The following is a 20,767-nucleotide window of genomic DNA, read 5'->3' as shown; positions in this document are numbered from 1 at the left end:
GGCCGACCGGTGCTCGCTACGTTGCGCACGAGACGCAACAGCGTTGCGCGATGCGGAACGGTCGGGTTCGCGCGATCTCTCGGTGCTGTGCCACAACGAGGTGGAGGTTCACATGCCCAGGAATCTGTCAACACGTCTGCGGTGGCTCGTGGCCGCCGCCGTGATCCCGCTCGGAGTCAGCGCGGCCCTGCTGCCGGCGCAGGGTTCGACGAATGCGCCACCAGGAGCGGCCGCCGCTCCCGCGACGCCCAAACGGGTGATGTTCATCGTGCTCGACCAGCTGCGCCCGGAGTTCATCGACGCCTTCGACATGCAGAACGTCAAGGCCCTCATGGCTGGTGGAGCAACCTTCGACAACGCCTACCTGGGCCACATGGCCTCGGAGACCGTGGTCAGTCACAACGTGATGACCAGCGGCATGCTGCCCAAGCACATGGGCTGGGCCGACGAGTGGTTCCGAGACACCGACGGCGTATTGGGCACCCCCGACACCATGTATGTCAGCGGCTCGATGAGCCAGCCGCAATTCGACTCGCTCGTGGCCGACAAGGGCTACCCGAAGCTCGCCGACTACCTGCACGCGAAGTACCCCGGCAAGATCGTCGCCTCGTTCGGCCAGAAGAACTACGCGATGTATGCGATGAGCACGGGTGCCGACATCCGCGTGACCTTCGGAGGCCGAAGCTTCGACTGTGACGGCGACGCAGTGGCCGACAACACCTGGCGTGGGCCCGTCGGCGTCAACGTGCCGACGTACATCACGGAGGCCACGGTGGCCCCGACCTGTCCGGCCGACAGCCATTTCTATGTCGACGCGGACTCCAACCTCAACTACGGCACCCTCACCACCTCGCCGGCGTGGAACTACCCGCTGCAGGGCAACCGCGACATCAGCGGACCCGATGCCGACCACCCCGGTGGAGACGTGTGGACGACCGATGCGGCCCTGGCTGTCATGGACCACGAGGACTGGAGCGGCCTGCTGCTGACCATGGGCGGCATCGACAAGTCCGGTCACATGTGGGGCGGCCTCAACGACGTTGCGCCCTACCCCGCAGGGGCAGAGGACCCGACCAGCCACATGGCCAACGCAGCTCACGTCGCCGATGAGCAGGTGGGGCGCATCGTCGACAAACTCGAGGCCGACGGGCTGCTGGACGAGACGCTCGTGGTGCTCACCACCGACCACGCGCAGCTCACCGGCGACAACTTCTACGGTGTCGACGGCGTCAATCGCGGCAACCTCAACTGGTACTACGGCGCCGACGCCGACGAGACCTACCTGTCGCCGTCGCCTGAGATCCAGAAGCTCATCCTCGGGTTGGGTGGCACCGGATTCACGCCGGCCACCGACGGCAACATGCGGGTGAGCATGCAGGACTCGGCCATCCGTACCTGGCTCGACGACACCTCCACGAAGGCCAAGCGACAGGCGGCTGACGTGATGTCGACCCTGGGTGGCGTACGAGCGTCGTACATCCGCAACGCCGGACGCTACGTACTGCGTTGGCAGGCGCCTCGTTCTCAATGGTCGGACTCCGAGTGGGCGTGGTACCGCAAACACGCTCAGGAGATCGTCAACACCGAAGCCGCACCCTACGGCCCCGACGTCATCGGGCTGCTCGCCGACAACACCAGTTATGGCGCCAAGGGCGACCACGGTGGGGCCCAGGAGTCGGTGCAGCGGATTCCGATCGTGTTCTACGGCGCCGGCGTCAAGGCCGGATCGAGACCGTCCGGAGCCATCCGCTCGGTCGACATCCTGCCCACCATCCTGCGCGATCTCCGGATCCCGAAGACGCACTGGATGGACGGCAAGAGCTACTACCTGCCCTGAGCGGCAAGATGGGGGCCATGTCAGATGACGTCACCCGACCTGGCCCCCGTCACCGTCTCTCGATGACCCTCCTCATGACCCCGGACATGGCGAACTTCTCCGGGGACGTGCACGGCGGCAGCATCCTGCGGCTGCTGGACCACGTGGCCTTCACGTGTGCCAGCAGGTACGCCGCGCAGTACGTCGTCACCCTGTCGGTCGACCGAGTGACCTTCCTGGAACCGGTCCACATCGGGGAGCTCGTCACCTTCGACGCCTCGGTCAACTACACCGGTCGCACCAGCATGGAGGTCGGCATCCGGGTCACCACCGAGGACATCCGCCAGCAGCACGTCAGGCACACCAACTCGAGCTACTTCACGATGGTGGCACTCGACGACGACCGCAAGCCCGTCGCGGTCACGCCCCTGGTGCCCGAGACCGAGGACGAGTTGCGTCGCTGGCGCAAGGCGGAGCGGCGCCGTCAGATCCGCAAGCAGGAAACGGCCGCCGGGCACTAGGTTGCGTGCATGACCTTCGAGGTGCACCAGGTCCCAGCAGCAGGCGCAGAAGACGTGGTCGTCGGTGCCGACGGTGCTGTCTACACCGGCACCGAGGACGGCTCCATCTTCCGGATCCGCCACGACGGGCAGCGCATCGACCGGGTCGCCCACACAGGCGGCCGCCCCCTGGGGATCGAGGTGCTCCCCGACGGGCGCCTGCTCGTCTGCGACGCCAAGCGGGGCCTGCTGAAGGTCGATCCCGCCACGGGCGGCCTCGAGAGCACCGTCGACCGGGTCGCGGGCCGGCCGATGATGTTCTGCAACAACGCAGCGGTCCAGGCGGACGGGACCATCTGGTTCTCCGACTCCTCCACGCTCTACTCGGTGGATCAGTGGAAGTGCGACTTCGTCGAGGACACCCGGACCGGGCGCCTCCTGAAGCTCACCGACGACGGCCAGCTCAGTGTCGCCCTCGACGGCCTCGCCTTCGCCAACGGGGTCGCGCTCGCCACGGACGACAGCTTCGTCGCGGTCGCCGAGACCGGCGCCAGGACCGTCGTACGCCTGTGGCTCTCCGGCCCACAGTCCGGCACCCGGGACTACCTGGTGGCTGACCTGCCGGGCTACCCCGACAACATCGCCCGGGGGAGCGACGGACTCATCTGGGTGACGATCGCCAGTCCACGCGATCGCGTCGTCGAGCGCCTCCAGCGCGCACCTCTGCCGCTGCGGCGCGCCGTCACCCGGATCCCCGACCGGCTGCAACCCAGGCCGAAGCGCACCATCCGCGTCCAGGCCTACGACACCGCCGGTCGGCTGGTCCACGACGTCGACATCCAGGACGACAGGTTCCACATGGTCACCGGGGTCAGGGAGCACGACGGCGAGGTCTGGATGGGGAGCCTGCACGAGCCCGCGGTCGCCGTCTTCACGCTGTGACCCGGCGTTAGACTCGGGCCCATGGGACACCTGGAGTCGATCAGCGCGCCTCGAGACCTCCAGGGTCTGACCTCCGAGCAGCTGACCGAGCTGGCTGCGGAGATCCGCGACTTCCTGATCGAGGCCTGCTCCCGCGGCGGTGGTCACCTCGGGCCGAACCTGGGTGTGGTCGAGCTGACCATGGCCATCCACCGGGTGTTCGACAGTCCGACCGACCGCATCGTGTTCGACACCGGCCACCAGGCCTACGTGCACAAACTGCTCACCGGCCGTGCCGACGGCTTCGCGAAGCTGCGGCAGGAGGGTGGCGTCAGCGGCTACCCCAGTCGCGGCGAGTCCGAGCACGACATCGTGGAGAACTCCCACGCCTCCACCGCGCTGAGCTACGCCGACGGCCTGGCGAAGGCCTACGCGATCCGTGGGGAGAAGCGCCACGTGGTCGCGGTCATCGGCGACGGCGCGCTCACCGGTGGCATGGCCTGGGAGGCGCTCAACAACATCGCGATCGCCAACGACAGCCGCCTGGTCATCGTGGTCAACGACAACGGACGCTCCTACACCCCCACGATCGGGGGCCTCTCCCTGGCCCTGACCAACCTGCGCACCAACCCGCGCTACGAGGCCGTCCTGGAGCAGGTCAAGAAGCGCCTCAACGCGGTCAAGGGCATCGGGCCGGTCGCCTACGACGCTCTGCACGCGATGAAGAAGGGCATGAAGGACGCACTCGCCCCGCAGGGGCTCTTCGAGGACCTCGGGCTGAAGTACGTCGGACCGGTCGACGGCCACGACCGGGTGGAGCTGGAGAAAGTGCTGGCGCAGGCCAAACGGTTCAACGGGCCGGTCATCGTGCACGCCATCACGCACAAGGGCTTCGGCTATGACGCCGCTGAGCGGCACGAGGCCGACCAGTTCCACTCCCCGGGCCCCTTCGACGTCGGGACCGGCAAGGAGACCCCGAAGCCGAGGATCTGGACCGACGTGTTCGCCGAGGAGATCGTGCACCTGGGCGAGCAGCGCAGCGACCTCGTGGCGATCACCGCGGCGATGATGCACCCGGTGGGCCTGGACACGTTCGCCGCCCGGTTCCCCGAGCGCACCTTCGACGTCGGCATCGCCGAGCAGCATGCCGCCACATCGGCGGCAGGGCTGGCGATGGGCGGTCTGCACCCGGTGGTGGCGCTCTACGCGACGTTCCTCAACCGAGCCTTCGACCAGGTGTTGATGGATGTCGCCCTGCACAAGTGCGGGGTCACCTTCGTCCTGGACCGGTCCGGGGTCACCGGCGACGACGGTGCCAGCCACAACGGCATGTGGGACCTCTCGATCCTGCAGGTCGTGCCCGGCCTGCGGTTGGCTGCCCCGCGCGACGCGACGCGGTTGCGTGAGCTGCTGGCCGAGGCGATCGCCGTCGACGATGCGCCCACCGTCGTACGTTTCCCGAAGGGGCCGCCCCCTGATGACCTGCCGGCGATCGCCCGGGCCGGGGGAGCCGATGTGCTGGTGCGCACCGGCCGCAAGGACGTGCTGGTCGTGGCGGTCGGGGCCATGGCCACCACCGCCGTCGACGTTGCCGAGCGGTTGGAGGCCCAGGGCATCGGAGTGACGGTCGTGGACCCGCGCTGGGTCAAGCCGGTCGACCCGGCCATCGTCGAGCTGGCCCGCCAGCACCGCCTGGTGGTGTCGCTGGAGGACAACGGTGAGATCGGTGGCTGCGGCGCGGTCCTGCTGCAGACGCTCAACCGGGCCGGGGTGGGCACGCCTTTCCGGCTGCACGGCATCCCGCAGGAGTTCCTGGACCACGCCAAGCGTGCGGTGATCCTGGAGCGGGTCGGGCTGGGCGCCCAGTCGCTGGCTCGCGGAATCGTGGAGGACGTCACCGCACTGGACGAGGGACGCGAGCTGCACACGCCTGCCGGGGTGTCGCTCGACGTGGACTAGTCCAGGGCGTAGGTTCCCGGGACATGAGCGTGTTCCGCACCAAGTCAGTCGAACAGTCCATCGGTGACACCGAGGACCCGGAGTTCAAACTCAAGAAGCGACTCACCGTGCTCGACCTCACGGTCTTCGGCATCGGGGTCGTCATCGGGGCCGGCATCTTCACCCTCACCGGTCGTGCCGCCCAGGCCTACGCCGGACCCGGGGTGGTGTTCTCGTTCATCATCGCCGCGATCTGCTGTGCGCTGGCGGCCCTGTGCTACGCCGAGTTCGCCTCCACAGTCCCGGTGTCGGGGTCGGCGTACACCTTCTCCTACGCGACTCTCGGCGAGATGGTGGCCTGGATCATCGGCTGGGACCTGATCCTCGAGCTGATGCTGGGTGCCAGCGTGGTGGCCCAGGGGTGGAGCACCTACTTCGTGACGTTCCTCGACGAGATCGGGATCACCTGGCCCGAGAGCCTCGGACCCTCGCCGGACGCGAGCTTCGGGCACTTCAACCTCGCGGCCCTGCTCCTGGTCCTCATCCTGACGGCGCTCGTCGCCTACGGCATCAAGGAGAGCCTGCGGGTCAACCTGGTGCTGGTCGGGGTGAAGCTCTTCGTGGTCCTCTTCGTGATCGTGATGGGCATCCAGTTCATCAACACCGACAACTACGACCCCTTCATCCCACCGTCCACGGGCCCGGCGGCCGGAGCAGAGGGGTGGATCCATGCCCCGCTGGTGCAGGTCCTGTTCGGCCTCGAGCCGCAGGTCTACGGCATCCTCGGCATCGTCTCGGCAGCCTCGGTGGTCTTCTTCGCCTACATCGGCTTCGACGTGGTCGCGACCACCGCGGAGGAGGCCAACAACCCGCAGCGCGACCTGCCGCGCGGCATCATCTTCTCGCTGGCGATCTGCACGGTGCTCTACGTCGCCGTCGCCCTGGTGATCACCGGGATGGTCAACTACAAGGACATCGATGCCGAGGCGGCGCTGGCGACCGCGTTCAGCGACCGTGGCCACGATGGCTACGCCACCTTGATCTCGGCCGGTGCGGTCGCCGGTCTGACCACGGTGGTGATGACGCTGATGATCGGCGCCATCCGGGTGCTGTTCGCGATGAGTCGTGACGGCCTGCTGCCTTCGGGCTACGCCCACGTGAACCCCAAGACCGGCACGCCGTTGAAGATCACGCTCACGATTGGGGCCATCGTCGCCGTTGTCGCCTCGTTCACGCCGATCGGCAAGCTGGAGGAGATGGTCAACATCGGGACGCTCTCGGCGTTCGCGCTGGTCTCGATCGCGATCCCGATCCTGCGCAAACGGCGCCCGGACCTCAAGCGCTCGTTCAAGGTGCCGCTGTCCCCGGCGCTGCCGATCCTCTCGGCGCTGATCTGCCTCTACCTGATGCTGAACCTGAGCGTCGAGACCTGGCTTCGGTTCCTGGTCTGGATGGCCCTCGGGTTCGTCATCTACTTCACCTACGGCTACCGCAACTCCCGCGTCGGTCGTGGCCAGGGCGTGCCTGCGCAGGACTACTCTGCGCCGTGACTGGCGGGTGGGTTCATCAAGGTATGCAGGTGAACTGCCACTTTCCTCGGTGAACTCAGCATGGGAAGTGGTGCTTCGTCCAGGGGAGCTGAGGAGGATGGGACGGGCCGGGCGCACTGGCGATCATCAGGTCGGCGTACCCGCCGTTCAGCGGAATGGTGCGCCGCGGCCGAGCGCGAGCACGTCTGCGTCACAGCCACCACAACTTCCCACGACCAACCATCACTTCCCGGCGTGAATTCGCCAAGGGAAGTGTCGGTTCACCTGCATACCTTGATGAACCGACCATCCGCGACCGTCAGCCGCGGATCACGTGCACGCGGGTGCCGACATGGGCGAAGCGCCAGACCTTCGCTGAGAAGGCCTTCGGGGTCCGGATGCAGCCGTGGGAGGTGCGCAGATCGGTGCCGACGAGCCAATCGGCATGTATCTGACGACCGCTGGACATGTAGCGCGGTATGCGGTGGAAGCCGATCCCGCAGGAGGCGAACCGGACGAAGTTGTCGAGCCACAGCCCGTGGCCGTCGGTGTTGCGTTTGATCCGAGCCGCGCGTCCGCAGTAGGAGCCCACGGTCCCCACGCGCGGGCGCAGCACCGAGGTGTTGTCGACCATGCCCGACTGCGCGACGGCGCGTCCGCCGGCTCCCACCAGCCACACCCAGTTCTGTCGCTGGCTGATCACGACACGGCGGCCCTTGCCGCTGCGCGGTGGGATCGGTCGGTCGGTGCACGTGGGCGCGTCCTCGGCGTACAACCGCACCTTGGCGATCTGGATCAGTCGACCTGTCTGCCGCAGGCCCAGCCGGGACTGGAACCGGATCACCGCCGAGCGGGTGTGCTCGCCGACCTTGCCATCGGCCGGACCGGCATCGCAGGAGAGCTGGTTGAGCCGCCGCTGTGCCTTCTCCACCCACGGCTTGCCGGGTGCCGACGCAGCGTGTGCCGGGTCGGGCATCACCAGGGCCAGGACGAGCAGGCAGATCACCGGGACGAGCCGTTTCGACATCGCTGAATCCTTTCCTCGTCTCCATGGTCTCCTCGACGCGTCCGTCAAGGGAATGGTCGCCTCCCCTAGGGTGTTCTTGGAACCCGGCAGGGCTTCAGCGACTGAGGAGTGAGCGTGGCAGACGGTTCGAGATTCGTGCACATCGTGGATGACGTGCCCGAGCTCAGTGGGCAGAAGCCCGTCCTGGTGCTGGTGTTGCACGGATTCCTGGACGCCGGCAACGCCGCGGGGATCGCTGCGGACCACCTCGAGGAGCTCGGCAACGGCGGCAAGGTGGTCGCTACCTTCGACGTCGACGAGTTCTACGACTACCGCGCCCGGCGCCCTGCGATGTCGTTCATGCGTGACCACTACGAGCAGTACGACGCCCCGCGGATGACGGTGCGGCTGATGCGCGATCAGCAGATGTTGCCCTACCTGTTCCTGCGCGGCCCCGAACCTGACTCACGGTGGGAGGGCTTTGCGGCCGCTGTCCGCCAGGTCGTCGAGCGCTTCGATGTCAGCTCGGTGCTCTCGCTCGCTGCGGTGCCGATGGCGGTGCCGCACACCCGCGCCATCGCGATCACCCCGCACGCCACGGACCCTGCCCTGATCCAGGGCGAGAGCCGCTGGCAGGGCGAGCTGCGGATTCCCTCGAGCGCCCATGCCCTGCTGGAGCTGCGGCTGGGGGAGTGGGGTCACTCGGCGCTCGGGTTCGTCGCGCACGTGCCGCACTACCTGTCGCAGATGGGCTACCCGCGCGCTGCTATCGCCCTCCTGGAGCAGACCGAGGCTGCCACGGGCCTCTCGCTGGACGCCGGTGCCCTGGCCGAGTCCGCAGAGCAGACCGACCAGGAGATCGCCGGTTACCTGGCCAACAATGACGAGATCAGCCAGGTCGTCGAGGGGCTCGAGCAGCAGTACGACTCCTTCCAGCTGGCCGAGGACTCCGGGATGTCGTTGCTGGCCGATGACTCCCCGTTGCCCACCGGCGAGGAGATCGGAGCCCAGTTCGAGCGCTTCCTGGCCGGCCTGGACGCCCCTGACAACACCGACGAGACCTGAGGAGTCGTCCGTGCCAGCCACCGCCGACGAGATCGCCGAGCTGCTCGACCTCGAGGACATCGACCTCAACCTGTTTCGCGGACTGCAACCCGACAGCTCCCTGCAGCGCGTCTTCGGGGGGCAGGTGGCCGCGCAGGCCCTGATCGCCGCCTCGCGGTCGACGCCGAGCGCCTATCAGATCCATTCCCTGCACAGCTACTTCCTGCGCCCCGGCGACCCGGCCGTGCCCATCGTCTACGACGTCGAGTCGTTGCGGGAGGGGCGATCGTTCGCGACCCGACGGGTCGTTGCCCGTCAGCACGGGCGCGGGATCTACTACATGACCGCTGACTTCCAGAAGCCCGAAGACGGCTACGACCACCAGGCGCGGATGCCCGACGTTCCCTCCCCGGAGGAGTCGTTGTCCTTGGCCGAGCTGTTCTCGAACCACTCGGTGCGCGATCCTGACGCCTGGCAACGTGAGTGGGCCGCCCTCGACGTTCGCTACGCCGGCAACGGTGATGCCCCGGACGGCGGGCCGTCCGCACAGACCAGGCTGTGGATCCGCATCGGCGGGCGGATGTCGGACGACCCGATCGTGCAGAACGCCGCGTTCACCTACGCCAGCGACCTGACGCTGTTGGGGTCGGCCCTTGCACCTCACGGCCTGCACATCGGTTCACCCAAGGTCCAGCCGGCCTCCCTGGACCACACGATCTGGTTCCACCGACCGTTCCGCGCTGACGAGTGGTGGCTCTACGACCAGTACTCACCCTCGGCCTCCGGCGGGCGGGGCCTGGCCCTGGCCAGCGTCTTCACCCAGGACGGCCGGCTGGTCGCCTCGGTCGCCCAGGAGGGTCTGATCCGCGTCGTTCGCGACGCCTGAGTCAGGCCGGAAGGTCGAAGACGAGCAGGGTGCTGGAGGCGGTGGCCACGACGGCGCCGGTGGAGTCCCGGACGACGCCCTCGGTGAACCCGACACGGGAGCCCGTCTTGACCACCGTCCCGACAGCGGTCAGCAGGCCGCTGCTGGCGCGCACCGCCTTGAGGTAGCTGACCTTGATCTCGATGGAGGTGTAGCCGCGCCCGGCGGGCAGGGCGCTGTGGAGGGCGCAGCCGGCCACCGTGTCAAGCAGCGTGCACACCAAGCCGCCGTGGACCGCCCCGATGGGGTTGTACGCCGACTCGTCCGGCAGGCACGTGAACTCGACGTGGCCCTCGGTGACGCTGGTCATGGTCATCTCCATGAGCCCAGCGATCGGCGGGGGTGGCAGCTCTCCCTCGAGCATGGCGGTGAGGTAGTCCAGGCCCGACAGCGACAGGCCGGCTCGGGTGGAGGGTCCAGGGTCGTGCCAGGTGACGACCTTTGAGCGCTCCTCGCCCCAGTGGCTGGCGAAGGTGGAGGTCTGGCTGGTGGTCATCGAGGCTCCTCGGCTCGTGATGGTGTGACGCGTCGGTGTCTGTCGCGGTCCGGATCGTCGGCCGCGACTGCGTACTGCTTGCCCCAGGTGAGCAGGCTCGACAGGACGGGCAGCAGCGCCAGGCCCGCCTCGGTGAGGTGGTAGTCGTAGCGGGTGGGGGAGTCCTGGTAGGCCACGCGCCGCACCACGCCCTCCTCGAGCAGGCTGCGCAGTCGTGCCGCGACCCGGTCGCGGGGCGCTCCCGTCCCCGCGACGATGTCGGTGAAGCGCGTCGAGCCGAGGGAGATCTCCCGGACGATCAGCAGGGACCAGCGGTCGCCGACGACCTCGAGTGAGGCGGCGATCGGGCAGGGGCGCCCGGGGAGCTCTGCGAGTGCGCGCATCTCCACCTCCGTGCTAGTTTGAAAGTCAAACTCACTGTAGCACTCGTCGCCCACCGATCCGGGAGAGAGCACCCATGGACACCACCCGCACGGCCCGGCCGCTGTTGCTCATCAGCCTGGGTACGGCGCTGGTGCTGATCACCTACGTCACCCCGATGGCCACCGTGCCGGCCACTGCGGCCGACCTGGGTGCGGGCGCAGCGGCCCGGGCGTGGATCCTGAGCTCCATGAGCGTCGGCCTGGCGGCCCTGCTCCTGGCCTCCGGCGTCCTGGGCGACAGCCTCGGGCGGCGCCGGGTCTACGTCGCCGGTCTCGCGCTGATGGGTGTCGGCGCCCTCGGTTGCGCGTTGGCACCCGGCTCCCTCGTCTTCGTCCTGGCCCGCGTGGTGGAGGGTGGGGGAGGCGCCGCCGTACTCGCGTGCGGCTTGGCGATCCTCGCCGACGTGTTTCCGGTCGGGCCGCCGCGAGGTCACGCCACCGCGATCTGGGGAGCCAGTGTCGCCCTCGGCATCTCGGTCGGCTGTGTGCTGGCGGCGGCCCTCGACGTGGGTTCGGGCTGGCGTGAGACCTACGCCTGCGTGGCGGTGGCCGCCTTCGTTCTGGTCCCCGCCACGCTGCACTGGGTGATGGACCCCCAGGACGCCGCGCCGACCTCGCCACGCCGTGTGGACCTGCCCGGTCTGGTCCTGCTCAGCCTGGCGCTGACCCTGCTCGTGACCGCCCTGACGGAGGGACGCTCGGGGCTGAGCGCACTGACCGTGCAACTGGTCGTGGTGGCGCTGCTCTCGCTCGCCGGGTTCGCGTGGGTCGAGAGCAAGGTCGAGGACCCCCTGGTGGACCTGGCCCTGCTGCGTGAGCCCCGCTTCGTCGGCGCGACGGTCGGGGCGCTGGTCCTGGGAGCCGGCATGATCGGCACGACCTCGTTCGTGCCCACGTTGGTCCAAGCCGGCCTCGGCGGCACGTTGTGGACCGGGAGCCTGCTGGTCTTGGCGTGGTCGATGACGAGCGTCGTGGCTTCCGTCGCCCTGCGCCGGTCACCGTGGCCGCTGGTCGGCACGTCGCCGCTGGCAGGTCTGTTCGTCGTGGTCGCCCTCGGGCTGGCCCTGGCGCTGGGCGTCTCCGCGGACTCCAGCACGTGGCGCCTCGTGCCGGCGCTGGTCGTCAGCGGTCTGGCGACCGGCGTCCTCAACGCGCTGCTCGGCCGCGAGGCGGTCGCCAGCGTCCCGGGTGACCGGGCGGCCATGGGCAGTGGCGCCAACCAGACCGCGCGCTACCTCGGCGCCGCCTGCGGGATCACGCTCTTCACGGTGATCGCCACGCGCGCCGGCGGCGGGGAGGACAGCGTCAGCCTGGTGGCCGGCTGGAACACCGCTGTCGCCGTGAGCGCAGCCGTCACGTTGGTCGGCGCACTGGTGCTCGCGATCGTCGCCCGCGCAGAGGTCAGTCGACGTACGTCGCGCGCCCGAGAAGGTGCGGGGCTCCCGAGCTCACGCTCGTGAGCGAGAAGGCGAGCCCGTGGTCGGACTCCTGCACTCCGATCGACACGGTTCCCGGCAGGAAGATCGGCTTGCGGAAACCGACCTCCACCCGCACGCCCGCGGGAAGGCGGTTCTCCACTGCGGCCACGCAGCGGGCCAGGCTCCACATCCCGTGGGCGATCTGACGCCGGAAGCCCAGCGCCCTCGCGGTCAGCGGGTAGAGGTGGATCGGGTTGTGGTCACCGGAGACTGCTGCATATCGACGGCCCAGATCGGCCGGAAGCCGCCACGGGATGCCGCCGGCCGGCACGGTCTCGAACACTGGTTCCGCTCCGACCTCGGGGTGCCCGGAGCCCAGGCGCAGGTAGGTCGACGTGCTCTCCCAGACCGTGTCGCCGGACGCCGTGACGGTGACGTCCACATCGAACAGGCGGCCCTTCGGGTGCTCACGCAGCCGAACCGCCGACGCGGAGACCCCGACCCCCTCGCCGATCGCCACCCGACGATGCTGGGTGATGGAGTTGCCCAGGTGCACCGTGCCGATGGCTGGGAAGGGGAACGCGCGGTCGGTCATGATCTCGAGGTGCAGGGGGAAGGCCAGCACGTGCAGGAACGTCAGAGGTGCGGTGTCGCGCTCCGGGAAGCCGCAGACGTCCGCGTACGACGCCACCTCGGACCGGACCACGGTGGCCTGTCGACGCCGGATCGTGTCGGGCAGTGTGCCGTCGCCGGTCTTGCGTACGCCGGGCAGCCGGTTGACGACCGGCACGGAGGGCAGGGCGGCGCGCACCAGGTCGAGCACGTCAGGCGCCCAGCATCATCTGGCCACAGACCCGGACCACGTTGCCGTTGACCGCGGTGGAGCGTGGATCGGCGTACCAGGCGATCGTCTCGGCGACGTCGACCGGGAGGCCGCCCTGGGACATCGAGTTGAGCCGGCGGCCGATCTCGCGGGTGGCGAACGGGACGGCGGCGGTCATCTTGGTCTCGATGAAGCCCGGGGCGACGGCGTTGACCGTGATGCCGTCGGTGAGCTCGCCGGCCAGCGAGTCCACCAGGCCGATCACGCCAGCCTTGGAGGCCGCGTAGTTGGTCTGGCCCAGGTTGCCCGCGATGCCGGCGATCGAGGCGACCCCGATGATGCGGCCGTTGGGTCGGATCGCACCGCCGTCCAGGAGGGCACGGGTGATGAGCTCGGGTGCGGTCAGGTTCACCGCGATCACCGAGCTCCAGCGCTCCGCGGACATGTTAGCCAGCTTGCGGTCCCGGGTGATGCCAGCGTTGTGCACGACGACATCGACCCCTGCGTGGGTCCGGGTCACGTGTTGGGCGATGCGCTGGGGGGCATCGGAGCGGGTGATGTCGAGCGTGAGGTAGTCGCCGTCCAGCTCCTTCATCAGGGTCTGCAGTTCGCTGGCGGCCTGGGGCACATCGACCCCCACCACGGTCGCTCCGTCGCGGTGCAGAACACGGGCGATCTGCTCGCCGATGCCGCGACTGGCGCCCGTGACCAGGGCGACCCTGCCGGCCAGAGGGTGCTGCTTGTCGGTGGCCTTCCCGGCCTTCTGGCTGCCCGTGACGCCGATCCGGACGACCTGTCCCGACACGTAGGCCGACTTCGGGGACAGTAGGAACGCCAAGGTCGAGTCCAGAGCGGCCTCGGCGCCGGGGGCCACGTACACGAGCTGGACCGTGCCGCCGTGCCCGATCTCCTTGCCGAGCGAGCGCGTGAAACCTTCGAGGGCGCGTTGGGCCACCCGTTCCCGTCCGCTGAGCAGCTCGGGTGCGGTGCCGATCACCACCACTCGGGCACACGACGTCAGCCTGCGCAGCAGCGGCGTGATGAACCCGGTGAGGGTGACGAGCTGCTCCGAGGTGGCGATGCCGGTCGCGTCGAAGACCAGCCCACGCAAGCGCTCGCCCTCGGCTGGCGCGCGCGTCGAGGCGATGGCCAGGCGCTTGAGGGCTGCCGGGAGGCTGCGGTCGAGTCGGCCGGAGCCGCCGACGACGACGGTGCCGTCCACGAGCGGTGAACCAGGGGCCCACCGCTGGAGAACCGGCGGATCGGGGAGGCCGAGATTCTTCGCCAGCAACTGGCCGACGCCCGTGTGGATGAAGGACTGGTAGCGGTCGCTCATGGTCGTGGGGCTCCCTGTGACAGAGTTAGTTACTGGATGGTAATAATGATACGAGTTCTGGCACCGTCCCGCCGAACACCCCCAGGAGAACCCATGCCGGTCACCCCTCGTCGTGTCGCCGTCCTCGGCGGCAACCGCATCCCGTTCGCCCGCTCGAACACGGTCTACGCGACCGCCTCCAACCAGGAGATGCTCACCGCTGCCCTCGACGGACTCGTGGATCGCCACGGCCTGGCCGGGGAGCGACTGGGTGAGTTCGCGGCCGGTGCGGTCATCAAGCACTCCCGGGACTTCAACCTGGCCCGCGAGACCGTGCTCGGCTCCCGACTGTCGCCAGAGACACCCGCCTACGACCTGCAACAGGCGTGCGGCACCGGCCTCCAGGCGGCGATCCAGGTGGCCAACAAGATCGCGCTGGGCCAGATCGAGGTCGGCGTCGCCGGTGGCTCCGACACCACCTCCGATGCCCCGATCGCGGTCAACGAGAACCTGCGCAAGATCCTGCTGGAGCTCAACCGCGCCAAGGACCTCAGGGGCCGGCTCGCGGCCCTCGCCAGGGTCCGCCCCGGCGACATCGTGCCCTCGACCCCGCAGAACGGGGAACCACGCACGGGGCTCTCCATGGGGGAGCACGCGGCGCTGACCGCGCTGGAGTGGGACATCTCGCGCGCGGCGCAGGACGAGCTGGCGGCGGCTTCGCACCACAAGCTCGCTGCTGCCTACGACGGCGGATTCCTCGAAGACATGCTGACGCCGTTCCGTGGCCAGCAGCGCGACCAGAACCTGCGACCGGACTCGACGGTGGAGAAGCTCGCCACGCTCCGGCCCGTCTTCGGCAAGGGTGCCGCGGCCACCATGACCGCGGGCAACTCGACGCCCTTGACCGATGGCGCCTCCACGGTGCTGTTGGCCTCCGAGGAATGGGCCGCAGCCCACGACCTCGACGTACTGGCCTTCCTGACCTGGCACGAGAGTGCCGCCGTCGACTACGTGACCGGCCACGAGGGCCTGTTGATGGCTCCCGCCTACGCCATGGCACGGATGCTGCAACGCTCCGGCCACGACTTCGCCGACTTCGACTTCTACGAGATCCACGAGGCCTTCGCCTCCCAGGTCCTCGCCACGCTCAAGGCGTGGGAGGACCCGGTGTTCTGCAAGGAGCGACTCGGGCTCGACGCGCCCCTGGGCCCGGTGGATCCGGCGAAGCTCAACGTCAACGGGTCGTCCCTGGCCGCCGGGCACCCCTTCGCCGCCACCGGAGCGCGCATCGTGCACGTGCTGGCCAAGCTGCTGGCCGAGAAGGGCTCCGGGAAGGGCGTCATCTCGATCTGCGCCGCCGGGGGTCAGGGTGTGACCGCGATCCTCGAGCGCCCCTGATCAGAGCCAGCTGGCGAGGCGGCGCACCGAGTCGATCGTGTCCGCCTCGTCCGCGGTCTTGTCGTCGCGGTAGCGGATCACGCGTGCGAACCGCAGGGCGAGACCACCCGGATAGCGGGTGGAGCGCTGGACGCCGTCGAAGGCGATCTCCACGACCTGCTCGGGTCGCACTCGCACGACCCAGTCGTCGCGCTCGGTCATGAGCTCGGTGAATCGCTCCGTCTGCCAGCGCAGGATCTCGTCGGTCATGCCCTTGAAGGTCTTGCCGAGCATCACGAACCCACCCTCGGGATCACGTGCACCCAGGTGGATGTTGGACAGCCAACCGCGTCGTCGTCCGCTGCCCTCCTCGACGGCCAGCACGACGAGGTCCAGCGTGTGCACGGGCTTCACCTTGACCCACGCCGCTCCACGTCGCCCGGCGTCGTACGGCGCATCGAGGCTCTTGACCACGACGCCTTCGTGTCCGGCTGCGAGCGCCTCGTCCAAGGCCAGGCGCGCCTCGTCCGCGGTGGTCACGACTCGGCGGGGAACCAGGTGCTCGGGCGGTACGAGGGCCGTCAACCGGGCCAGACGCTCGGTTCCGGACAGGGCGAGCAGGTCCTGGCCGTCGACGTACAGCAGGTCGAAGAAGTACGGCGTGATGGCCACGTCGCTCGCCCCGGTGGTCGCCGTGCGTGACGCCGTCTCCTGGAACGGCCGGGGGCGGCCGTCGACCCCGATGGCCAGGGCCTCGCCGTCGAGCACCGCGGTCTCCACGGGCAACGAGGCGACGACCGCCACGACTTCGGGCAACCGGGCCGTGATGTCCTCCAGTGTCCGGGTCGCCAGGAGGACCCGGTCTCCCATCTTGTGCGCCTGGATCCTGATGCCGTCGAGCTTGGCATCGATCGCCGCGGGGGTCCCGCTCCGGGCGAGAGCCGCATCGAGGTCGGGTTCGCTGGAGGCCAGCATCGGCTGCACCGGGCGCCCCACCTCGAGGTGGTACGCCGCGAGGGCCTCGACGCCGCCGGCGACGGCCGCGGCGCTGATGGCGACCGTTGACCCCGCCAGCATCGCGGCTCGGCGAACGGCGGCGACCGGGACGCCCGTCGAGGATGCCAGTCCCTCCTGCACCAGGGCGTCGAGGGCGCCTTGGCGGACCTCTCCGGTGACGACTCCGCGCAGCCAGGACTGCTCCGGCGCCGTGGCGCGGGCGAAGAGCTCGCGGGTGGCACCGGTTCGGGTGGCCTGAGACCCTGCGCCGCTCAGCGCGGCGATCTGGCCGAAGGCGGCGTCCACCTCCAGCACGGTCAGGGTCGCCTGCTCGGCGGGCGCAGGCAGGTCGGCGAGCGAACGCCAGCCGAGACCCGTGCGCCGCTGGCGCAGCGAACCCGACAGGAACGAGGTGACCACTTCGATCTCGCCCGCGTCCGCCTCGTCGAGCACGGCCGCCAGCATCTCCACCTTGGCTTTGCGCGAGCGCGTGCTCGCCAGTCGGAGCGACGCGTCGACGATCGTGCTGATCAGCATGCCCCCATTCATACCGGGCTGTCGGTCGGCCCGGATAGCGTGGCGCAATGCAGGAACAGGTCCGGGTCTGGCGCCCCGACTGGCCGTGCCCGGCCGCGCGGATCCTCTCGGTCGTGCGGCGCGGCGGCGGCGACCCGACCTATCAGGTCATCGGCGATAGCCACTGGCGTGGGCTGCGCACCCCGGAGGGCCTCGCGACCCTGATGGTGCTGCCTCGCAGCGCCGACGGCGAGATCGTCGCGACCGCCTGGGGCGACGGAGCCACGTGGGCGCTGGACCGGGTGCCCGCCATGCTGGGCGTCTTCGACGACGTTGGCGACTTCCGGCCTCGTCATCCGGTCGTGGAAGCGGCGCTGCAGGCCCATCCGCACTGGCGCATCGGGCGCACCGGACTGGTGATGGACTCCCTCGTGCCCGCGGTGATCGAGCAGAAGGTCACCGGCAAGGAGGCCTTCCTCGGGTTCCGGCGGCTGGTCCAGCGCTTCGGTGACGTCGCGCCGGGGGCGGGGGCCGACAAGGGGCTCCTCGTCCAGCCCGGCGCCGACCGGCTGCGGTCGATCCCGTCGTGGGAGTGGCTCAAGCTGCACATCGACCCGGCCCGATCCCGCACCATCGTCGAGGCTGCCCGGGTGGCGCCGGCGCTGGAACGCACGGTCGACCTCGACATGGAGCAGGCCGATCGGCGGCTGCGCTCGGTGCCGGGGATCGGTGTGTGGACCAGCGCCGAGATCCGAGTGCGAGCGTTCGGCGACCCCGACGCGGTGAGCTTCGGCGACTACCACGTCGCGAAGGACATCGGCTGGGCCCTCACCGGCAAGCCGGTCGACGACGATCAGCTGGCGACCCTGCTCGAACCGTGGCGGCCACAGCGCTACCGGGTGCAGGCCCTCCTGGCCCTGCAGGGTCTGCATCGCCCGCGGCGGGGTCCGCGGATGACGCTGCCTACCCACTTTCCGCGCAGTTAACTCCTGTTACTGGGGTGGGCTACTGGGGTTGACGTGACTCAGGGCCGGTGTTTCTCTCGTGTGGCTGGTTTCACACACTTTGTCCGGGGGCTCACGTGAAGTCGTATTCGTCCGTCGTCGCTTCGGGAGCGCTCCTGCTGGCCGGTCTCGCCTTCGCCGTCCCCGCCCAGGCGGCGGCTCCGGGCGATGGCCAGGTCGTGGTGATCCAGGCGGTCCCAGGGTCGTCGGTCGATGTGATGGTGGACGGGGAGACCAGGGAGGAGTCCGTCGAGGTGGGGGCCGTGCTCGGGCCCTATGAGCTCAGCGCCGGTGAGCACGAGATCACCTTCCGTGGCTCCGGTGACATGGACGTCACCACCAGTGTGGAGGTAAAGGCTGGATCCAGCAGCGACATCGTCCTGCACCGTCCAGCGGAGCTCAACGGTCCGGCGGTGGTCAACACCTATGCCACCCCGCGTGGACCGATCGGCCCGGACAAGGCGCGCGTGCTGATCGCCCACACGGCAACGGTCGCGCCGGCCGACGTCCAGGTCGACGGGCAGACCGTGTTCACCAACATCGCCAACGGCGAGTACGCCGAGGCCGACGTGCCCTCCGGCTCGCACAGGGTCGAGCTGCTGCCGACCGGTCAGACCTCGGACCCCATCCTCGGTCCGTTGGACGTCGAACTCGCACCTCGCACGGTCACGATGGTCTACGCGGTGGGCAGCCCGACCAACAACTCGATGAACGTCATCGTGCACACCGCCGCCTTGAGCAGCGACGGCACCGTGGTGCCCGACACGATCGACACCGGCTCCGCCGGCCTGGCCGCCGACATCAACGTCACGACGTTCGGCGCCCCGTCGACCGGTGGCCACGGAGCACAGGCGGGTTCGCCGTGGTGGAGCGCCGCTCTCGCGAGCGCCCTGCTGGGTGTGGCCGTCATCGCCATCTGGGCCAGGCACGAGGGGCGACGGGGCCAGAGACGTGCAGGACGCAGCCCGGGCACGCAGTGACATGGGCGCTCCTCAGGCGCACCGCCGAACCCGCACGCACTCGTTGACCCGACTCACAGCCAACGTTGCCGGCGCAGCCCTGCTCGTGGCGATCGTCGGGGCCGTCGTCTGGAAAGCCACGGACGGTGGCGACTCAGGAGCCAGCACGCCGGCGCAGTCGCCGCCACCGAGCCCGGGCCGAACGGTTCCGGCGCAGCCAGCCACCCGGGCGGAGTCCGTGGTCGTCCCCCAACGACCGACCTCAGCGGTGCTGCCGAGCGGCACAGTGGTGCCGGTCACCGCCGTCTCCACGACTGCCTCGGGACGCCTCGACGTGCCTGACGACATCGAGACGGCGGGCTGGTGGCGCGGCGGTTCCCGGATCGGTGACCCCTTCGGCTCCACCCTGATTGCTGCCCACGTCGACTCCACCACCCAGGGGCTGGGTCCCTATGCCGAACTGCTGACCGTCAGCACCGGGGAGCGGATCACCGTGGCGACACGGTCGCTGACCCAGGACTTCCGGGTCCGGTCCCTCACCCTGCTCCCGCAGGGAACGCTGGCCGACCAGGACTGGGTCTTCGCGGCGAGCGGACCGCGACGACTCATTCTCGTCACCTGTGCGCCGCCGTACGATGCTGCTGCGGGCGGCTATCAGAATCTCGCGATCGTGAAGGCCCTGCCCGTCTCCGCGCCGACGAGGAAGGCGAGCTGATGGAGGATCAGGACGAGGGGTCGCGCCACGGGACCGGTGCTCCTGCTCAGCAGAACGGGTCTCGCCCCCATGTCCCGATGCCCCGGGCCGGCGACGACCCGGACCGCTCGAGCGACCAGGCAACCAAGAAGTCCGGTGAGCTCCCCACGACCTCCTGGTTCGACGAGCTCCAGACCGGTTTCGCCGAGCTGGAGTCCGAGATCGCCGAACTGGAGTCCGGAGTGGCCGACCTCGAGTCGGGCTTCGCGCGCATCGCGCCGGCCGCCGTACGCCCGTCCCGGATGCCGGAACCGGAGCCCGAGTGGACGTTGCCGGCCTTCGACCCCTTCCCGGACGCTCCCGTGCGGCGACCTGCTGAGCGCTCTGAGGCGGGCCTGCCCGGCGGCTTCCTGAGGTGGTTGCTGGTGCTGCTGGTGGTGCTGGCGCTCATCCTGGGTGGCTGGGCCATGCTGCGCGCTCGGGACGACGCCCCGGCGCAGCCGGCAGAGACCCCCAAGGCGGCGACGCCGCAGGCCCCGGTGACCCTTCCTACGAACGGTTCCTTCGTGCAGAGCACGGTGCTTGCTGACGGCGACATCATGGTCCAGCACTGGATCCGCACCCCTGGCGTCTCCAAACTCACCCTGAGCGTCCCCGACGTCGGCGCGAACTCGGCGCTCAAGGCCACGAAGGTCGTGATCGTGGCCGACGACCGACGACTCTTCGGACGCTCGACGATCGACGCGGCGTCGCGCACCCACTACATCGACGGTGCCACCTCCATCTACGTGAGCTACCTGCTCGAGGGCGCGGTCGAACGCAACGGCACCACGCCGGGCCGGGCTCTGGCCAGGGTCACCAGCCTGGACGTCGAGTACGACGCCACGGGTGGCGTGAGCACGCACCGGATCGAGGGTGCCGACGTGCTCACCCTGGCCTGCTACCCGACCTCGAGCGCGGGCGCCGACGTGCGACCGTGCGGGGACGCCGACGACGGTCCGTGGGAGGTCAGTCTGTCCGGCCCCCAGCGCAACGACCGGGTGATGGCCCAGTTCGACCAGCAGTAGC

Annotated in this window: 19 protein-coding genes; 13 read left to right on the top strand and 6 right to left on the bottom strand. The window is 69.4% G+C overall.

Annotated elements, in window-relative coordinates; all coding sequences use genetic code 11:
* Positions 1-112: 112 nt before the first annotated feature.
* From AB7I40_RS18230 to AB7I40_RS18210, 5 genes are all read left to right on the top strand, one after another.
* The gene (locus AB7I40_RS18230) at positions 113-1,837 is read left to right on the top strand and encodes an alkaline phosphatase family protein (protein WP_428344558.1); all 1,725 of its coding nucleotides are present in this window, start codon (positions 113-115) and stop codon (positions 1,835-1,837) included.
* Between the two features lie 62 nt (positions 1,838-1,899).
* Positions 1,900-2,337: an acyl-CoA thioesterase gene (locus AB7I40_RS18225; RefSeq protein ID WP_428344557.1), complete on the top strand. Its 438-nt coding sequence runs from the start codon at positions 1,900-1,902 to the stop codon at positions 2,335-2,337.
* 9 nt (positions 2,338-2,346) lie between these two features.
* Positions 2,347-3,258: an SMP-30/gluconolactonase/LRE family protein gene (locus tag AB7I40_RS18220; protein WP_428344556.1), complete on the top strand. Its 912-nt coding sequence runs from the start codon at positions 2,347-2,349 to the stop codon at positions 3,256-3,258.
* A 21-nt stretch (positions 3,259-3,279) separates the two neighbouring features.
* Complete coding sequence (dxs, locus tag AB7I40_RS18215) at positions 3,280-5,196, top strand: 1-deoxy-D-xylulose-5-phosphate synthase (protein WP_428344555.1); 1,917 nt, start codon at positions 3,280-3,282, stop codon at positions 5,194-5,196.
* A 23-nt stretch (positions 5,197-5,219) separates the two neighbouring features.
* Positions 5,220-6,725 (top strand): amino acid permease, encoded by a 1,506-nt coding sequence (locus AB7I40_RS18210; protein ID WP_428344554.1) that lies wholly within the window; start codon positions 5,220-5,222, stop codon positions 6,723-6,725.
* A 298-nt stretch (positions 6,726-7,023) separates the two neighbouring features.
* On the opposite strand, the gene AB7I40_RS18205 is transcribed toward AB7I40_RS18210, so the two are convergent.
* Positions 7,024-7,731 (bottom strand): L,D-transpeptidase family protein, encoded by a 708-nt coding sequence (locus AB7I40_RS18205; protein WP_428344553.1) that lies wholly within the window; start codon positions 7,729-7,731, stop codon positions 7,024-7,026.
* A 114-nt stretch (positions 7,732-7,845) separates the two neighbouring features.
* Between AB7I40_RS18205 and AB7I40_RS18200 the strand changes: the two genes are divergently transcribed.
* Positions 7,846-8,775, top strand: coding sequence for a PAC2 family protein (locus tag AB7I40_RS18200; RefSeq protein WP_428344552.1), 930 nt, complete (start codon positions 7,846-7,848; stop codon positions 8,773-8,775).
* A gap of 10 nt (positions 8,776-8,785) precedes the next feature.
* Positions 8,786-9,640, top strand: coding sequence for an acyl-CoA thioesterase (locus tag AB7I40_RS18195; RefSeq protein ID WP_428344551.1), 855 nt, complete (start codon positions 8,786-8,788; stop codon positions 9,638-9,640).
* Position 9,641: 1 nt separating this feature from the next.
* Here the strand turns inward: AB7I40_RS18195 and AB7I40_RS18190 are convergent, their stop codons facing one another.
* Both AB7I40_RS18190 and AB7I40_RS18185 read right to left on the bottom strand, forming a co-directional pair.
* Positions 9,642-10,175, bottom strand: coding sequence for a PaaI family thioesterase (locus tag AB7I40_RS18190; protein ID WP_428344550.1), 534 nt, complete (start codon positions 10,173-10,175; stop codon positions 9,642-9,644).
* Positions 10,172-10,558, bottom strand: coding sequence for a winged helix-turn-helix transcriptional regulator (locus AB7I40_RS18185; RefSeq protein WP_428344549.1), 387 nt, complete (start codon positions 10,556-10,558; stop codon positions 10,172-10,174). The genes AB7I40_RS18190 and AB7I40_RS18185 overlap by 4 nt, the downstream gene beginning before the upstream one ends.
* Before the next feature lie 74 nt (positions 10,559-10,632).
* On the opposite strand from AB7I40_RS18185, the gene AB7I40_RS18180 reads away from it, so the two are divergent.
* Complete coding sequence (locus AB7I40_RS18180) at positions 10,633-12,057, top strand: MFS transporter (RefSeq protein WP_428344548.1); 1,425 nt, start codon at positions 10,633-10,635, stop codon at positions 12,055-12,057.
* Here AB7I40_RS18180 and AB7I40_RS18175 read toward each other — a convergent pair.
* A complete protein-coding gene (locus AB7I40_RS18175) occupies positions 11,999-12,838 on the bottom strand; it encodes a MaoC family dehydratase (protein WP_428344547.1) in 840 nt (279 codons plus the stop codon). The genes AB7I40_RS18180 and AB7I40_RS18175 overlap by 59 nt on opposite strands.
* A gap of 1 nt (position 12,839) precedes the next feature.
* Positions 12,840-14,174, bottom strand: a complete 1,335-nt coding sequence (locus AB7I40_RS18170) for a 3-oxoacyl-ACP reductase (protein ID WP_428344546.1) — start codon at positions 14,172-14,174, stop codon at positions 12,840-12,842.
* Positions 14,175-14,267: 93 nt separating this feature from the next.
* Here AB7I40_RS18170 and AB7I40_RS18165 point away from each other — a divergent pair, with 93 nt between their 5' ends.
* Positions 14,268-15,551: an acetyl-CoA C-acetyltransferase gene (locus tag AB7I40_RS18165; RefSeq protein WP_428344545.1), complete on the top strand. Its 1,284-nt coding sequence runs from the start codon at positions 14,268-14,270 to the stop codon at positions 15,549-15,551.
* On the opposite strand, the gene AB7I40_RS18160 is transcribed toward AB7I40_RS18165, so the two are convergent.
* Positions 15,552-17,063 carry an ATP-dependent DNA ligase gene (locus tag AB7I40_RS18160; RefSeq protein WP_428344544.1) on the bottom strand — a complete coding sequence of 504 codons (1,512 nt, stop codon included), beginning with the start codon at positions 17,061-17,063 and terminating at the stop codon, positions 15,552-15,554.
* A gap of 47 nt (positions 17,064-17,110) precedes the next feature.
* Here AB7I40_RS18160 and AB7I40_RS18155 point away from each other — a divergent pair, with 47 nt between their 5' ends.
* The 4 genes from AB7I40_RS18155 to AB7I40_RS18140 all read left to right on the top strand — a co-directional run bounded on the left by AB7I40_RS18155 (position 17,111) and on the right by AB7I40_RS18140 (position 20,766).
* On the top strand, positions 17,111-18,028 hold the full coding sequence (locus AB7I40_RS18155) for a DNA-3-methyladenine glycosylase family protein (protein WP_428344543.1): 918 nt from the start codon (positions 17,111-17,113) through the stop codon (positions 18,026-18,028).
* 95 nt (positions 18,029-18,123) lie between these two features.
* Complete coding sequence (locus AB7I40_RS18150; RefSeq protein WP_428344542.1) at positions 18,124-19,026, top strand: DUF4397 domain-containing protein; 903 nt, start codon at positions 18,124-18,126, stop codon at positions 19,024-19,026.
* Position 19,027: 1 nt separating this feature from the next.
* A complete protein-coding gene (locus tag AB7I40_RS18145) occupies positions 19,028-19,720 on the top strand; it encodes a class F sortase (protein ID WP_428348114.1) in 693 nt (230 codons plus the stop codon).
* The gene (locus tag AB7I40_RS18140) at positions 19,720-20,766 is read left to right on the top strand and encodes a hypothetical protein (RefSeq protein WP_428344540.1); all 1,047 of its coding nucleotides are present in this window, start codon (positions 19,720-19,722) and stop codon (positions 20,764-20,766) included. The genes AB7I40_RS18145 and AB7I40_RS18140 overlap by 1 nt, the downstream gene beginning before the upstream one ends.
* The last annotated feature ends 1 nt before the right edge of the window (position 20,767 follow it).

Origin of the sequence: Nocardioides sp. (genome assembly GCF_050246775.1) — a bacterium.
Taxonomy (GTDB): Bacteria; Actinomycetota; Actinomycetes; order Propionibacteriales; family Nocardioidaceae; genus Nocardioides.
The sequence above is the reverse complement of the archived record's forward strand: the minus strand, read 5'-3'. Positions and strand labels throughout refer to the sequence as shown.

Bases quoted from the DNA above. Each gene is read 5' to 3' on its own strand.
- AB7I40_RS18185 (WP_428344549.1), bottom strand. From the start codon at position 10,558: ATGCGCGCACTCGCAGAGCTCCCCGGGCGCCCCTGCCCGATCGCCGCC.
- AB7I40_RS18170 (WP_428344546.1), bottom strand. From the start codon at position 14,174: ATGAGCGACCGCTACCAGTCCTTCATCCACACGGGCGTCGGCCAGTTG.
- AB7I40_RS18225 (WP_428344557.1), top strand. From the start codon at position 1,900: ATGACCCTCCTCATGACCCCGGACATGGCGAACTTCTCCGGGGACGTG.
- dxs (WP_428344555.1), top strand. From the start codon at position 3,280: ATGGGACACCTGGAGTCGATCAGCGCGCCTCGAGACCTCCAGGGTCTG.
- AB7I40_RS18140 (WP_428344540.1), top strand. From the start codon at position 19,720: ATGGAGGATCAGGACGAGGGGTCGCGCCACGGGACCGGTGCTCCTGCT.
- AB7I40_RS18180 (WP_428344548.1), top strand. From the start codon at position 10,633: ATGGACACCACCCGCACGGCCCGGCCGCTGTTGCTCATCAGCCTGGGT.
- AB7I40_RS18220 (WP_428344556.1), top strand. From the start codon at position 2,347: ATGACCTTCGAGGTGCACCAGGTCCCAGCAGCAGGCGCAGAAGACGTG.
- AB7I40_RS18230 (WP_428344558.1), top strand. From the start codon at position 113: ATGCCCAGGAATCTGTCAACACGTCTGCGGTGGCTCGTGGCCGCCGCC.
- AB7I40_RS18165 (WP_428344545.1), top strand. From the start codon at position 14,268: ATGCCGGTCACCCCTCGTCGTGTCGCCGTCCTCGGCGGCAACCGCATC.
- AB7I40_RS18155 (WP_428344543.1), top strand. From the start codon at position 17,111: ATGCAGGAACAGGTCCGGGTCTGGCGCCCCGACTGGCCGTGCCCGGCC.
- AB7I40_RS18205 (WP_428344553.1), bottom strand. From the start codon at position 7,731: ATGTCGAAACGGCTCGTCCCGGTGATCTGCCTGCTCGTCCTGGCCCTG.
- AB7I40_RS18145 (WP_428348114.1), top strand. From the start codon at position 19,028: ATGGGCGCTCCTCAGGCGCACCGCCGAACCCGCACGCACTCGTTGACC.
- AB7I40_RS18160 (WP_428344544.1), bottom strand. From the start codon at position 17,063: ATGCTGATCAGCACGATCGTCGACGCGTCGCTCCGACTGGCGAGCACG.
- AB7I40_RS18210 (WP_428344554.1), top strand. From the start codon at position 5,220: ATGAGCGTGTTCCGCACCAAGTCAGTCGAACAGTCCATCGGTGACACC.
- AB7I40_RS18190 (WP_428344550.1), bottom strand. From the start codon at position 10,175: ATGACCACCAGCCAGACCTCCACCTTCGCCAGCCACTGGGGCGAGGAG.